This window comes from Alteribacter populi, assembly GCF_002352765.1.
Classification (GTDB): domain Bacteria; phylum Bacillota; class Bacilli; order Bacillales; family Salisediminibacteriaceae; genus Alteribacter; species Alteribacter populi.
The window spans coordinates 2,332,040-2,347,354 of record NZ_KZ293963.1 but is presented as its reverse complement, the minus strand read 5'-3'; the positions used below and the strand labels follow the sequence as shown (position 1 = coordinate 2,347,354).

11 protein-coding genes are annotated in these 15,315 nt (G+C 35.7%); 8 read left to right on the top strand and 3 right to left on the bottom strand.

What is annotated here, in order from left to right; genetic code table 11:
* Positions 1 to 75 precede the first annotated feature (75 nt).
* Positions 76 to 2,925: a CDP-glycerol glycerophosphotransferase family protein gene (locus CDZ94_RS11355; protein WP_096437119.1), complete on the top strand. Its 2,850-nt coding sequence runs from the start codon at positions 76 to 78 to the stop codon at positions 2,923 to 2,925.
* A gap of 49 nt (positions 2,926 to 2,974) precedes the next feature.
* On the opposite strand, the gene CDZ94_RS11350 is transcribed toward CDZ94_RS11355, so the two are convergent.
* Positions 2,975 to 5,290 carry a cell wall-binding repeat-containing protein gene (locus CDZ94_RS11350; protein ID WP_096437117.1) on the bottom strand — a complete coding sequence of 772 codons (2,316 nt, stop codon included), beginning with the start codon at positions 5,288 to 5,290 and terminating at the stop codon, positions 2,975 to 2,977.
* 473 nt (positions 5,291 to 5,763) lie between these two features.
* Between CDZ94_RS11350 and tagD the strand changes: the two genes are divergently transcribed.
* From tagD to CDZ94_RS11315, 7 genes are all read left to right on the top strand, one after another.
* A complete protein-coding gene (tagD, locus tag CDZ94_RS11345; RefSeq protein WP_096437115.1) occupies positions 5,764 to 6,153 on the top strand; it encodes a glycerol-3-phosphate cytidylyltransferase in 390 nt (129 codons plus the stop codon).
* Positions 6,154 to 6,240: 87 nt separating this feature from the next.
* Complete coding sequence (locus CDZ94_RS11340) at positions 6,241 to 7,428, top strand: CDP-glycerol glycerophosphotransferase family protein (protein WP_096437113.1); 1,188 nt, start codon at positions 6,241 to 6,243, stop codon at positions 7,426 to 7,428.
* A gap of 133 nt (positions 7,429 to 7,561) precedes the next feature.
* The gene (locus CDZ94_RS11335; protein ID WP_096437111.1) at positions 7,562 to 8,383 is read left to right on the top strand and encodes an ABC transporter permease; all 822 of its coding nucleotides are present in this window, start codon (positions 7,562 to 7,564) and stop codon (positions 8,381 to 8,383) included.
* 15 nt (positions 8,384 to 8,398) lie between these two features.
* A complete protein-coding gene (tagH, locus tag CDZ94_RS11330; RefSeq protein WP_096437109.1) occupies positions 8,399 to 9,193 on the top strand; it encodes a teichoic acids export ABC transporter ATP-binding subunit TagH in 795 nt (264 codons plus the stop codon).
* Between the two features lie 90 nt (positions 9,194 to 9,283).
* Positions 9,284 to 10,006 carry a glycerophosphodiester phosphodiesterase gene (locus CDZ94_RS11325; protein ID WP_096437107.1) on the top strand — a complete coding sequence of 241 codons (723 nt, stop codon included), beginning with the start codon at positions 9,284 to 9,286 and terminating at the stop codon, positions 10,004 to 10,006.
* Positions 10,007 to 10,038: 32 nt separating this feature from the next.
* Complete coding sequence (locus CDZ94_RS11320; RefSeq protein WP_096437105.1) at positions 10,039 to 10,758, top strand: WecB/TagA/CpsF family glycosyltransferase; 720 nt, start codon at positions 10,039 to 10,041, stop codon at positions 10,756 to 10,758.
* A 298-nt stretch (positions 10,759 to 11,056) separates the two neighbouring features.
* A complete protein-coding gene (locus CDZ94_RS11315; protein WP_096437103.1) occupies positions 11,057 to 12,133 on the top strand; it encodes a glycosyltransferase family 4 protein in 1,077 nt (358 codons plus the stop codon).
* 96 nt (positions 12,134 to 12,229) lie between these two features.
* On the opposite strand, the gene CDZ94_RS11310 is transcribed toward CDZ94_RS11315, so the two are convergent.
* Together CDZ94_RS11310 and CDZ94_RS11305 are read right to left on the bottom strand one after the other, a co-directional pair.
* Positions 12,230 to 13,957, bottom strand: coding sequence for an N-acetylmuramoyl-L-alanine amidase family protein (locus CDZ94_RS11310; protein WP_096437101.1), 1,728 nt, complete (start codon positions 13,955 to 13,957; stop codon positions 12,230 to 12,232).
* 326 nt (positions 13,958 to 14,283) lie between these two features.
* Positions 14,284 to 15,303, bottom strand: coding sequence for an LCP family glycopolymer transferase (locus CDZ94_RS11305; RefSeq protein WP_096437099.1), 1,020 nt, complete (start codon positions 15,301 to 15,303; stop codon positions 14,284 to 14,286).
* Positions 15,304 to 15,315: the final 12 nt, after the last annotated feature.

Sequence of the window (15,315 nt, the reverse complement as noted above, 5' to 3'; positions counted from 1 at the left end):
TTTAAACTTTAGTCATCTAGACATACGAGAAATGGTAGCTTTCTCGATTAGTTTAATTTATAGAGGGTGACAATCATGAAACTACTGAATAAACTTACCAATAAAAACTCTCAAAAGGACAATATATGCACTTTGAAAGATATGAATATTTCAGATAAAACACTGAATTTACAAATGAAACTTTTAAAGTTACCATCTAAAGAAAATCTGAATCGCTGGAAAAAGTATTCCTATATTGAAATAAAACAAATGGACAATAGTAATTTAATAAAAGTTGAATTAGACACGATAGAAATTGTTAAAAGCTATATGAGAAGGCATGTTATCATCACAACCGAAGTTCCCTTAAAATTGCTTCCTTTGTCAGACATCCGACGTATTATAAAGTGGTCTTTTCATTTGGTAGTAAAAGAAGATCAAACTGAAAAACGATACAGAGTACGTTTAAATGAAGAGAAGGAGTTTTCCTTAAACGACCAGTTTACTTTCGAGAAAAATATGATCTATCAACCATATAAAACAATAAAAGGAAACTTGAGCATAAAACACTATCATTCATCTCTTATTAATGAGATTGAGTTATTTTCTAATCATAAAAATATCGTTACACTGGAAGGCACCCTAATCCCAGATTTTTTAAATGTCATTAAGCAGTATGAGAAAAAAGGTATTACTTTAAAGAAAAGAGGTACTGACTTTTCTATAGATTTACCGATAGAGATAAACACGAAACAATCATGGAGTTTGGACATATGTTTAGAAGATATTCCGGCTTTGGATGGAATAATTGATTTTTATTTCTTTGTTGAGAGGGCGGGAAATAAAGCACTATTTAGAATGAAGGTAGGACGTACGACTAAACATATTGTAAAAACGGTTTTCCAAAACCACGGAGAGCCTTTTCTGTATTCAACATTCACTACAAAAAAGGGTTCTTTATCCTTAAAAATTAATCCATTAGTGGCTAGGTTAAAGAGCTTACATATGTCCCCAATGTGCAATACCAAATGTAAAATTACTGGCCTTTTGGACATACCAGTTCCGCTCGAAGGACAATGCTTTCTGAAATTTTATGAATCGGATACTGAAACTGAGCTTTCTTATGTTATGGAATTTGAAAATGCGGAAAGGTATAAGGTTAAATTTTCTTTATTCATGGATTTGATGGAGTTAAATCATAAGAAATATGATGTATATTTCTATAAAGAGGATAAAGGTAATACTATTCTATTTAAAGTGAAGACAGACTTAAAAACGATGAAGACTTCCACGATGCGAGAACTCACAAAAGAGGACAAACTTTATCAAACATATTTTTCTCTCACAGAGGACCAGGACTTGTTGTTTGTGGTAAGAGAAGCCGGACTCTATAGAGATATAAAAGAACTTTCCTTAAGTGAAAATTACTTAAACATTAACGGTGTTGGATATATTCAGCGGCCGAAAAGTGTGTTCTACAAACCACAGCATATCACTTTGCTTTTAATGAACAGGCTAACTGGTGAGAACTGTAAAATTGAAGCAGAGAGTTATCCGGGTTCTGTTGGTGGTGACAATAAATCTTTTACTGTAAACATTCCTACTACAAAGCTTATTAAATTAACTAATAGAGTAAAGGATATTTTGGACGTATACATTCAGATACAAGTAGGTAAACATAAAAAAATTCGAAAGTTAGGTTTTAAGACATTCGAATATTTTAAGGATGATTTTCTGTATGCTACTAAAATTGAACGTGATGGGAAGATAATTTCCCTTTACCTATGCCTAACACCTAAAGGGAATATTAGGGTTGAAACAATAACCCAACAAGGGAAACAAGTGATTTCTAATCAAAAGCCACGTATATTAAAAGAAGGTGGGACTAAAAAAGAACTATGGATAATAGGTGAAAGACCAGATACCGCACAAGAGAATGGGTATCACTTTTTTAAATACTGTCGAGAACAGTATCCGGATATGGAGGTTTATTATGCCATATTGCCAGGCTCTAAAGACGAAGAGAATATCAGGCACTTTGGTAATGTTTTATATATTGGGAGTGAGGATCATGTGGAGAAATGTATAGATGCAACCGCATTTTTCTCTTCTCATGATATCGATTACCTTCTTCCATTTAAAGGTAGTGAAATTGAGGGTTACAAGTCTGTATTACAAGTGTTTCTCCAACATGGAGTTTTAGGAAGAAAAAAAGTAGAGTATTACAAAAATCAGTATAAAAACCCGTTTAATATGGTTTGTGCAAGTTCTACTAATGAGAAAGAACTTCTAATTAACGAGTTTGGCTATAATGAAAAAGAAGTAAAGGTTACAGGATTGCCAAGGTATGATGAGCTGCACTCTAAAGTAGAGCTTAAAAATAATATCCTACTGATTCCTACTTGGAGGGAGTGGCTAACCTCCCAATCAACCTTCAACGAGTCAGAGTACCTTATGAGGTATGAATCACTTATGAATAATCCTGATTTGCATGAACTATTGACTAAGCATGATCTGGAATTAACGTTTTATCCTCATTATCGAATGCAGCAATACTTTAGGTCAGCAGATTTAACCACTCATCCAAAAGTGAAGATAGTTTCTTTTGGAGATGCAAGAGTTCAAGATTTAATCAAAACAAGTAAGCTTATGATTACTGATTATTCTAGTGTTTCATATGACTTTAATTATATGAATAAACCTGTCATATTTTATCACTTTGATAAAGAACGTTTTTTTAAGAACGGTATATTAAGACCTGAAGAGGAAACGTTTTTTGGTGATATAGTTTCTAATGAAAAAGATCTTATTGATACTTTAACCGGATATGTAGAGACTTACCTTGCTGAAAAACAATTCACGCAACAAATATTCGATTTCCAGGATGAAAGTAACTGTAAACGCATTTTTGATGAAGCAATTGAAATGAGGAGAAAGTTAATGTGATGTTAATACAAAAAAAGTGTGGACTGCAAGGGTCCACACTTTTTTAGATCTATCTGTTTCTAATTTGACTAACAACATCTTCCGAGATTGCAATAGGACCGCCAACTACTGTGACTCTTGAGAAGTCGTTCATGGAGTTCTTTGCGACACCTGGCAAAGTGTTTTTGCCAGTTAAAATGATGGACTCATCTCTTTTTGCTGCTAAAACTGAAGCAGTTAAACCATCTACAAAGTCATTACCACTAACAACATACGCATGGGAACGACCTTCGTTAAATTGTTTGATAATCATATCTGTTGTGTCGTACCTAGTATGCCCAGCTAGCTGCTCAGGATTAGACATTTTATTAAGAATTGAGTCTGAAATTACTAAATCTCCACCAAGGACAATTTGTTTACTGGTTCCATCCAGTAATTGCTTTGTCTGGCTAGGAATGCTATCTCTTTTAGTTAGTAGGATTGGCACACCATTTCTAGCTGCGTAGGGTGCAATAGCCATGGCATCAGCAAATGCATCAACGTTAATTACAATTGCTTCCTGATGGTTACCACCTAGTCGATCAGCGATCATGCGTGCTGTATCAAAACGTGTTGGGCCATCTATACGGTCAACATTTAAACCCATTTCATCAAGTTCTTTTTCAACACTTTCATCTATCGCAAGGTGTCCACCTAAGATCACAACGTTCTTAGCACCTAATCGTTGAATTTCAGATTTTGTTTCTTTTCTTAAAGAGTCGGTTCTAGTTACAAGCATTGGTGCATCTAAATCGTATGCTAAAGGTGCTCCAGCTAATGCATCTGGAAAGTCATCCCCTCTAACGAGTACAACTGTGTCAGACTGTGACCAGCCTTCTTGAGAAATCATAGCCGCTGTTTCATAACGGGTTTGGCCGTACAGTCTGTCAGTGTTGCTACCTTCAACTAAATAGCTTGATGCAACGTAACCTGTTTGTCCATTATAATCTACCGGAACCCAAACAAAATGGTTTGAATTGTTATTTTGATATTTATGATCACCAGTGACTGTTAATTTACTACCATTTGGAATTGACGTTACTCTATCACCACCAGGTGCATCTCTTAACGTTAAAGTGGTAGAGGTATTCGTATATACAGTATCCCCTGACCCTAGTAAGTGTTTTGTCTCGGTGTGAGGGTTAGGTGTATCGTATTGCATTTTGTTATCTCTGAATTGCATTACACCTGAGCTACTATGTGTAATGTCAAGTTCTCCTTTAGGGATTTCATGGATATTTAATAACCCATAGTTGCGCATATGATTATAAATATGGTTTTGAAATGGGGGGTACGAAGCATTAGTGTTATAGTTCGGATCATTAATTCTTCCTAAACCATTATATGCTGTAATCGCAAAATACCAGTTATCTACGATTTCCCACGAACCATCATTAACTGTAGGGATAAGGTTTCCTGTCCAGTTCCATTTATCGATGAGAATTTTTGCACCAATTTCAATGTTATATTCAATGTCATGCTTTAACTTGTGTTCAATGTCCGGATTATCTTCAATGAACTCTTTAGAATAAGTGATTTGCATAATCCCCAAACCTCTGCCATCGAAACCGATCAATGGATCACCATTGCTGTCAAATTGGCGCCATCTACTTTCTTGCCATGCAATCGCTTTAAAAACCTCGGGTGGAATATTATACTCTAAAGCTGTTTCGGTGAGCATGCGGTTTATTTCACTATCACTTGGGTTTGGGTTACTACTTTTCGTAGAAAACATGTGGAATTGTGACTCTTCTTCAGAAAACTTTTGCTTATATACATTAATAGACATTTCTTCAATTTGAGTGGGTACTAAGGACTCTGGTGACACCTCGAATTGTTGTACTTGGACTTTACTAGGCTCTGCTAAACTATCATCCTCACCGACAATTGGAGAAGCTTCTGTTAGTTCGTTGCTTTCATCATCAATACTGACAATTCCACGGGGGATATCTTCTGCTTCATGAATAGATGTTACATTTCCATTTACTACATGAAAAACGTCGTAAGATAAAATACTTCCGCTACCAGAATAACGTTTCTCTACTAGTAGGTATGTATCCTCACCAACAGTAAATTCTGTGATTTGTTCAATATGTCCAAAATCAATGGCACTATAACCTTTGTCATTGATTAACAAGTTACTTTGTTCCTCGTTGTTGTTGATCATCAGATTAGCATCAGTTGAGATTAAGCTAATAGATTCACTTGTAGAAGTTTCAAAGGTTTCTGATTGTTGAATCTCGTAATTAGGCTCTTCGGCACTAGAAGCTTGACTAGAATAGAAAACAGAAAAGAAAAGTAATGCAATGGTAGTGACGAAACAAAATTGTCTTTTTTTCAAGCTCATTTAATAAACCTCCAGGTTATATAGCATTTCTTTAATAGAGTAGAGTTCTAAAATAATAGGTTAATAGTTTATGGATTTGCGTTTATCTCCTCCTTAATGCTCCTCATTTTTATAAAATTTTTTATAAATAAAAGTGAGTAAGAACCCTAGAAAATACAATTCGAAATCCATGATGATCCAATATTAGCCCTTATTTAAAGGACATGAATTTCTCAGTATCTATCATTTTATAACATAATTCTACAAGATTAAATAGGTAATAAAACGATATTGTTAATCAGAAGTGGTAAGCCATATTGCTTTAATCAAAAGTATATAATGTATTTACTTGTGGGTTTTTTTACATTGAATACAAAACTGTAAATTAGTCTTGTGTGATATAATTAGGGAGTAACTTTTTTTACGACTCCAGCGTCTAACGTAACATAGAGTATTATGGAATTTACGGAAATGTGTTAATGGAGGAGAAATTGATGAAAAGAGTAATTACTTATGGAACCTATGACCTTTTGCATTGGGGACATATTAACCTTTTAAAAAGGGCGAAGGATTTAGGGGACTATCTAATTGTAGCTATTTCAACAGATGCGTTTAATAAATTAAAGGGTAAAGAAGCTTATTATTGTTTTGAACAAAGGAAGATGATCCTTGAAGCTGTCCGTTATGTAGATGAAGTCATTCCGGAAAAAAACTGGGAACAAAAAGTATACGATGTAGAGAAGTATAGCGTGGACATCTTTTTAATGGGTGATGACTGGGAAGGGGAATTCGACTTCTTAAAAGAGAAGTGTGAAGTGATCTATTTGCCTCGAACATCAGGAATATCGACAACAAAAATAAAAAATGAACTAATGCAGAATTAATCCTTATAATAAGCGGGGTCGTTTTCGCTTCTTTTTTTTGTGGACTTCTATGAACTGTATATTTGATAAGAGAAGGTGTATTTAACAATGAGAACAATGTTAATAAGGATCAGACGAACAAATTTAATCAAATATCTGTATAAACTTTTATTTATTATAGTAGGTACTTTACCCAAAAAAAGTAATGTTGTCGTTTTTGAAAGTTTTTTGGGGAAGCAATATAGTTGTAACCCCAGAGCAATCTATGAAAAGCTCACTAGTGACTTTCCGGGATTCACTTGTTATTGGAGTGTAGACCCGAAATATTTATCTCGATTTGGAGAATACGATCTAAATGTACTACCGAGGTTTTCTTTGAGGTGGCTACTTGTGATGGCAAGAGCAAAGTATTGGGTATCCAACAGCCGCCTTCCGTTATGGGTCCCTAAACCTTATAAAACGGTTTATCTTCAAACCTGGCATGGGACTCCGTTAAAAAAACTAGGGGTTGATATTGAAGAGGTTCATATGCCTGGTACAAATACCGAAAACTATAAAAAGAACTTCACTTCAGAATCCAACAGGTGGGACTATTTAATTTCACCTAATGACTATTCTACAGAGATTTTTACAAGAGCGTTTCGCTTTAAGGGTGAAATCATTAAGTCTGGATACCCTAGAAATGACTACCTAATTCATTCTTCTGGTGATGATGTACGTAAGATAAAAAGTAGTATGGGAATCCCTAATAATAAAAAGGTTATTCTATACGCTCCGACGTGGAGAGATAATGAGTACCATAAAAGAGGTCAATACAAATTCTCTTTGATGCTAGATCTTGAAAAAATGCACAAAGAGTTAGGACAAGAATATATCATTTTATTAAGGCTACACTACTTAGTTGCTGACCAAGTAGACTTGAGTGACTATGAGGGGTTTGTAGTCGATGCGTCTAATCACACAGATATTCGTGAATTATATGTCATTTCCGATTTATTGTTGACCGATTATTCTTCTGTTTTCTTTGACTATGCAATTTTAAAAAGACCAATGATTTTCTTTGTATATGATATTGAAAACTATAGAGATAACTTAAGGGGTTTTTATTTTAATTTTGAAGAAGAAGCTCCTGGTCCGCTTGTTAAAGATACTGATGAAGTAATAGGAACAATAAAGGGAATTACAAACACAAAGCTGAAGAGTGATCGACAAAAGTTTAATGAGTATGCAAGCCGATTTGTTCATTTGGAGGATGGAAATGCGACCTCAAGAGTCATTGAAAAAGTCTTTAAGTAGGTCTAGACTGTCGTAACTTTGGTGAACTAATTTTCTGAAATGTGTAGGAGGAAAATTTCTTCTATTGTTTATTGATGGCTAGTTTATTATAATTTTATAGTGTTTAATTTTTTTGATAAGAAGGGACCTTTTTATGAAAGCTGCACTCTCTGTTATACAGGAACAGGTAAAACACTTCTATTTAATTAGAAGGTTATCACTATACGAAATGAAAAGCTCTAACAACAACAACTACCTGGGAATGGCATGGGAAATCATTAACCCGCTCATTCAAATTATGATTTTCTGGTTTGTGTTTGGGTATGGGATCAGGGAACGTGAAGCAATTGAGGTTGTTGAGGGTATGCACGTGCCATTTTTACAATGGATGCTGCCGGGAATCATTGTTTGGTTTTTCTTTTTCCATTCCACTATTCAAGGATCAAAATCGATTTATTCCCGATTAAAGATGTTATCAAAAATGAACTTTCCGATGAGTGTAATACCAAATATTGTTATTTTTTCTCAGTTTTACATTCATGTAATTTTAGCTGTCATTACAATTGTTGTATTGCATTTTTCCGGTTACCCGATCAATATATATTATTTACAATTTATTTATTTTATTTTAGCAACGTTTGTATTTACGTATTCGTTAGCTTTAATTACCTCTACGTTATCGACAATCATTCGCGATGTTCAAATGTTTTTGCAAGCGACGCTTAGAATGTTACTTTATTTATCGCCAATACTTTGGACTATTAGTACATTGCCTGACGCGATACAGGTTATTATGAAAATTAACCCTCTATATTATTTAATTGAAGGTTACCGAGCAGGATTTCTAGGATTGGGTTGGTATTTCATCGATCAATGGCAGTACACATTGTACTTTTGGGCTGTAACCATTGTTCTCTTGTTGATCGGTTCTGCTCTTCACATGAAGTTTAGAAGACATTTTATTGACTTTTTATAATCGGAAGTGAAAGCTATGGATAAATCAATTATTGCTAAAAATATTACAAAAAAATACAAATTATATTCTAAGCCTTCTGAAAGGGTTTTGGATATTATTTTACCCAAGAGCTATGGTGAGGACTTTTATGCTTTAAGAGATGTCAATTTTGAGGCGGAAAAAGGGGATGTTGTCGGATTTGTTGGAATTAATGGTTCCGGGAAGTCAACACTATCTAATGTGCTTGCGGGTATCTTACCGGAAACTTCAGGGACAGTCGACATTAATGGTCAGGCTGCTTTAATTGCTGTTGCTTCTGGGTTGAAAGGTGACTTGACTGGTAGAGATAATATTGAATTAAAATGTTTAATGCTCGGATTCTCAAAGAAAGAGATTGAAGCTATTGAACCTGAAATAATCGAGTTTTCTGAGCTCGAACAATTCATAGATCAACCTGTAAAGTCATACTCCAGCGGAATGAAATCACGGCTCGGTTTTGCTATTTCTGTAAACATCAATCCTGACATTTTAATTATTGACGAGGCGTTATCTGTCGGAGATAAGTCCTTTGCGGAAAAATGTTTGGACAAAATGAATGAATTTAAATCTCAAGGGAAGACAATGATATTTGTTAGTCACTCTCTTGGGCAGATGAAAGAGTTTTGTGAGAAAATCCTTTGGCTGGAGTTTGGGAAAGTGAAGGAATACGGAACTGTAGAGGAAGTATTACCGAGGTATGAAGATTTTTTAAAAAAGTATAAGAAAATGTCTAAGAAAGAGAAAAGAAAATACAGAGAAGAAGCTCTTGCGGAAAAGAGTGCAACAAGCTAGAGATTTTAAATTAGTATGATGGAGCCTTAATCGTGTATGATTATGGCTCTTTTTCTAACACTTTTCAAATGATTATAGGGAGGGGTAACTTTGAACGACGAAGTAAAGGTTTTTGCTCACCGGGGACATAAGGATAACTACATGGAAAACACAATGGAATCGTTTGAAGAGGCTTTTCAACTCGGTGCTGAAGGGATAGAGTTCGATGTTCAGTTAACCTCTGACAATCGTTTGGTGGTCATGCATGACCCTACTGTAGATCGTATGACAAATAGTAAGGGGTATATTAGAGAAAAAACTCGTGAAGAAATTATTCAACTATCTTTCAAAAAAGGAAATGAAAAGATACCTGAGTTAGCAGATGTGTTGGCTCGTTTTAAATCTGAAGACTTTTTATTGAATATCGAGGTAAAGTTAGCTGCTTGGGATAGACAGGCTTATATTAATGCCATTAAGCCTATTCTAAAAACTTTTCCACACAAAGAAAAAATAATCTTATCTTCATTCGACCATCAAATTTTAGCCGCACTTCAACAAGACATAGGTGGTATAGAGTTTGCACCCATTTCACATGGGTCATTAATGTGTACAAAGCAATACCTCCAATCTCATCAATTTGGTAGTTTACACTTTAAGTACACAACTCGTGATACGGCAGAGGTTCAAGGCCTTATTTCACGTGGATTTAAAATAAGGCCATATACGATCAATGATGTTAAATGGTTAAAGCAGTATTTCTCTTTGGGGGCCGATGGTATCATTACAGATGATGTTATTTCAGCGCTCAATGTAAGGAAAGATTCATGCAAGTGAGTGTAAATTGTCGTTAAAAAGAGTGGGTGCTTATGAAGGAATTAAATGTATTGGGAGTGAACATCTCTAAGCTGACTCAAAAAGAAACGTTGACTCTGATTAATGAAGCAGTTAGAGATAGAGAGAAGAAGTTTATAGCTACGGCAAATCCGGAGATTATTGTTTATGCCAATAAAGACGAGCAATACATGGACGTGCTTCAAAAGACAGATTTAATAACACCTGATGGTATAGGTGTTGTTAAGGGCGTGAGGATTTTAGGGGAGCACATTCCAGAGCGCGTCGCTGGATTTGATTTATTTATGGACATATTGAAAGTTGCAAATGAGAATAAATACTCTATTTATATGCTTGGTGCTAAAGACACCACTTTAAATAAGGCTGTTGGTGTTATTAATGAAAAGTATCCGAACGTTCAACTTGCAGGTTCACATCACGGTTTTTTCGATGATGATGATCAATCCATTATAGAAACAATTAAACATGAGCAACCGGATTTTATTTTTGTAGCTTTAGGTTTTCCGAGGCAAGAAAAATGGATTGCAAAGAACATCCACCATTTTAAAAAAGGTGTATTTATGGGATTGGGTGGAAGTTTTGACGTTCTATCGGGCGAAGTTCAACGTGCACCAAAGTTTTGGAGACGTTTAAACTTAGAATGGTTTTACAGGTTAGTTAGTCAACCGGCTAGATGGAAGAGGATGTTATCATTACCAAAATTTATATTAAAATTAATCAAAACACGATTTTAAGATTATTGGTAAAATCAAACACCTTTACATGTATGGGCCATTGGATAGGCACTTTTTTACAATGAGAATATGTAGTTCGGTTGGCATATGTTCTTTTGGGTAGCTTAACACCTGGCTTTAAACGTAATATGTATTTAGATATTATGAAACTTTATTTTTACTTAAGTCGTCTAAAATATTGTAAGTGAAAAAAAGTGTAGATTAATAGGGAATTGTTTTATATAATTAATATCGGGTAAAGTATGTAAACCTTTCTTTAAAATATGGTTAAGAATTTTAACCTTTAGAGGTGGCAATAATGAATTTGATTTTTGTTCTTATAGCATGTTTTGTCATAGCATTGATTATTACTCCAATTGTTATAAAAGTTGCACTTAACCTAGGTGCTGTAGATCAACCTTCATCGAGGAAGGTCCATCAAAAACTAATGCCCCGATTAGGTGGTTTAGCAATTTTTCTAAGTTTTATAGTTGGCTTAGCAATTGTAAATCCATATGATCCTTTTCACTTTGCGATTATACTAGGTGCTGTAATAATTATGATGGTAGGTATGTTAGATGACTTCTTTGAGTTGTCGCCAATCGCTAAAATTATTGGTCAATTATTCGCAGCATTTGTTGTTGTGATTTATGGTGGATTACAAATAAGTTTTATTAACCTTCCGTTTGGCGGCGTTATTGAATTTGGGATTTTGAGCATTCCCATTACAATATTCTGGATCCTTGCGATAACGAATGCCATTAATTTAATTGATGGATTAGACGGCCTAGCGTCAGGCGTTTCATCTATTGTGTTAATTTCTATTTCTGCAATGGCCTTTATTATGGGAAATGAATATGTGATGATTGTTGCATTATTATTACTTTTTAGTACTCTTGGATTTTTAGTTTATAATTTCTATCCTGCAAAGATTTTTATGGGGGATACGGGGTCGTTATTTCTTGGGTATATGATTGCGGTTCTTTCGATGTTAGGTTTTAAAAATGTAACGTTAGTGTCCTTGGTGATCCCTATTTTTATCCTAGGCGTACCGATTATCGATACATTTTTTGCTATCATTAGACGAACGATCAATAAAACCCCAATATATAAAGCAGATAGTTCGCACTTACACCACTGCTTCTTAAGGTTAGGATATTCACATCGTCAAACTGTGATTATCATTTATGCCATTAGTGCCTTATTAGGAATTGCTGCTTTCATTTACTCTTACTCTACAGTGATAGGTGCATTCCTCATTTCGCTTATTGTGTTAATAGCAGTAGAGTTGTTAGTAGAAATGTTAGGTTTAGTAAACAAGGATTATAAACCGCTATTACGAATTTTAAAGATTAATAGATTTTCTGAAGTGTCAGAAGGGAATAAAGATAATTAACTATAGGAGACAGCTTCTCTAGAGAGGCTGTCTTTTTGTTTGTCGGTTCAAATGAAAGACCCCCTTGGTTATTTTATAAGGGGGTACCTTCTGTTTTTAATTAAAATAATCAACTATCCCGTTTTTAAGACTGTTTACAACTTTATCTTGGTCGTTTTTTATTATGTTTAAGTCCTGAGCGTTCGTCATAAAACCAATTTCCACTAAACTACTAGGCATCTTTGTATAGCGAATGACTTCAAAGTTTGCATTTTTTACGTTTCTGTCTCTAAGGTTGAGTTCACTAACTAGCCGGTTTTGAATACTACTTGCTAACTGTTTACTATTCTTAGGTGCATGGACAGTATTGTAAAACGCTTCAGTACCGCTAACATTAGGGTCTGAGAATGAATTTAAATGAATACTAACAAATATATCTGCATTCGTATTATTGGCCATATTCACACGTTCACCAAGGGCAACGTAACGATCATTCGTTCTACTTGAAATGACTTCAGCCCCTAGGCTCTCAAGTTCGCTTTTAAGTTTATTTGAGATTTGTAAAGCAAGTGTTTTTTCCTGATCATTTCCAGTTACTGCACCTGAGTCATTTCCGCCGTGACCTGGGTCGAGAAAGATGGTTTTGCCGTTAAGCTGGCCATTTGATGGAGTTGAGCCCACAGAAATGGGGTTCACATAGTCGCTGTGGATATACCCCCATTGGTTATTAACGTTGACTTTGAACCAACTTCCAGATTGTTCATGAAGGTCAATGACAGTGCCATTAGTTAAGCTGCCGATCACGTTAGACGAAGTGGAAGCTTGAGACCTGACATTGAGTCTGGAAGCAGTGATTTCGCCTTTTTGTTGTTCGGTAGCAGATTCAGAGCCAGCAGACCCACCCGAAGTTTTGACATAGTCGCTGTGAATGAATCCCCACTGGCTGTTCACTTTAACTTTGAACCAGTTTCCAGATTGTTCATAAAGGTCAACGACAGTGCCATTAGTTAAGCTGCCGATCACGTTAGACGAGGTGGAAGCTTGAGACCTGACGTTGAGTCTGGAAGCGGTCACTTCACCTTTTTGATGCCCGGAAACAGTATCAGAGTTGGAATCAGAGCCAGAAGATCCACCCGAAGTTATAACATAGTCGCTATGAATGAATCCCCACTGATTGTTCACGCTAACTTTGAACCAGCTCCCAGTTTGTTCATGCAGGTCAACGACAGTGCCATTAGTTAAGCTGCCGATCACGTTAGACGAGGTGGAAGCTTGAGACCTGACGTTGAGTCTGGAAGCGGTGACTTCGCCTTTTTGTTGTTCGGAAACGGAGTCAGATCCGGAACCAGAAGATCCGCTTGAGACTTTAACATAATCACTATGTATATAAGCCCATTGATTATTGACTTTAACTTTGAACCAACTCCCTGTTCGTTCGTGAAGGTCAATAACCGTACCTTTTGTTAAGCTTCCAACTACAGTAGAATAGGTAGACGCTTGAGAACGGACATTTAATTTGGTTGCTGTGATTTCACCTTTTCGTCCTGACAGTGATTCAGTTGTGACGCTTACGTAATCACTGTGAATGTAACCCGTTTGATTATTAACCTTTACTTTGTACCAATTACGCGAGCGCTCATACAAAGAAACTTTGTTCCCTTTCGATAATGAACCGATCACATTAGAGCTGGTTGTAGGCTGCGCACGAACATTTAATGATGATGCTGTCACCTCACCCGTTTGGACGTCGTCATTATTTGCCAAAGCATTTTGTTCTAAATCAAAAATGAATAAAGGAATCATTAATGCAAAAACTAAGGTAAAGATTGTGACATTTTTCTTCAAAAGACTACCTCCTGATCATCTACCTTATCCAACGGCTAAAAAGTATTTCCATATCGTGTCTAATAGCATTGCGAGCCCGATTAAAAAGATCCCGACACAAGCAACACTTATCGGGGAACCCCAGTCTATTTTTTTCAATTGGATTCTTCTTCCTCCTTTACATACTTTTATACAAAATACCATATAAACTATTTGTATACTATCCTACTATTTAAGGTAATTCGTCGTTTTTAGTAGGATGCGGTTGACTTAGCTCGAAATCAGTTCATAAAAACGAAAAAAGAGAGTGTCTCAAATTCTTGAGACACTCTCTCTTATGAAAAGTTTTAGTTCGTTTCAATGTTTTCAGTTAGTGATGTTTCGTCGTCTTTGCTGTCTTCAACGTCAAGGTGTGATCTTAGCTTTGATGAAATTTCTTCTTTTGATTCTGGGTTTAGATCATAATAATAAATACCATTGATTCGTGAATCACTTCCATCAATTGAGAGTGAATCAATTTCGTCTAAACCGGAGCTATACGAATGTAAGCTAACGATATTGCCAAAGCTTAAGTTAGTTCTCATATGATCTTCGATACTATCCATCACGGAACTGAATCTTGTTATTGATGAAAGACTGGCAGCTTCTTTTATAAGTGCTTCAAGTACTTGTTTTTGTCTCTCGCCACGTTGGAGATCATTGTCATTTCTTCTTGTTCTAACAAAGGCTAATGCTTCTTCGCCGTCGAGCTTTTGTAGCCCCTCGTTAACAGTAATCGCATTTGCTTGATCACGGCTATTCATTTCAGAGAAAGTAAATGGGACGTCTACTTCAACCCCGCCAAAGGTGTCGATCACTTCCATAAATGCAGTAAAGTCTAAGGTGACGAAGTAGTCTACAGGAATATCGAGCAGATTTTCAACGGTTTCCACAGTTAAGTCAACCCCACCATAAGCGTGTGCATGATTGATTTTATCAAGGTTTTGTCTTCCGGGAATATCCACTCTGGAATCGCGAGGTATGTTCAACATTTTTACAGTTCCTTCTTCTTGGTTAAATGTTGCTAGGACCATAGCGTCTGTTCGTCCCGATAGATCACCGTTACGGTCATCTACTCCTAAAAACAGAATAGAGATGTTGTCTTTATCAGGACTGACAGCTTCCACTCTATATTCTGAACGATCACCTCGATCGAGTTCTTGATTAGTTGTTGACGTAACATCGTGTACCTTATAGGTAACGTAAGCAAATCCTGCACCCACAGTTATAATTAGGAGTAACATTGTGATGACAGTTATTTTCATAAAACGTCGAAATGTCGACTTTTTTTTCTTTTCTTGCTTCATTTGTGTTCGTAATTGTGTCAAAGTTAGACACTC

Excerpts from the sequence above, each read along its gene's own strand:
- CDZ94_RS11340 (WP_096437113.1), top strand. The coding sequence starts at position 6,241 with ATGAGAACAATGTTAATAAGGATCAGACGAACAAATTTAATCAAATAT.
- CDZ94_RS11315 (WP_096437103.1), top strand. The coding sequence starts at position 11,057 with ATGAATTTGATTTTTGTTCTTATAGCATGTTTTGTCATAGCATTGATT.
- CDZ94_RS11335 (WP_096437111.1), top strand. The coding sequence starts at position 7,562 with ATGAAAGCTGCACTCTCTGTTATACAGGAACAGGTAAAACACTTCTAT.
- CDZ94_RS11350 (WP_096437117.1), bottom strand. The coding sequence starts at position 5,290 with ATGAGCTTGAAAAAAAGACAATTTTGTTTCGTCACTACCATTGCATTA.
- CDZ94_RS11320 (WP_096437105.1), top strand. The coding sequence starts at position 10,039 with ATGAAGGAATTAAATGTATTGGGAGTGAACATCTCTAAGCTGACTCAA.
- tagD (WP_096437115.1), top strand. The coding sequence starts at position 5,764 with ATGAAAAGAGTAATTACTTATGGAACCTATGACCTTTTGCATTGGGGA.
- tagH (WP_096437109.1), top strand. The coding sequence starts at position 8,399 with ATGGATAAATCAATTATTGCTAAAAATATTACAAAAAAATACAAATTA.
- CDZ94_RS11355 (WP_096437119.1), top strand. The coding sequence starts at position 76 with ATGAAACTACTGAATAAACTTACCAATAAAAACTCTCAAAAGGACAAT.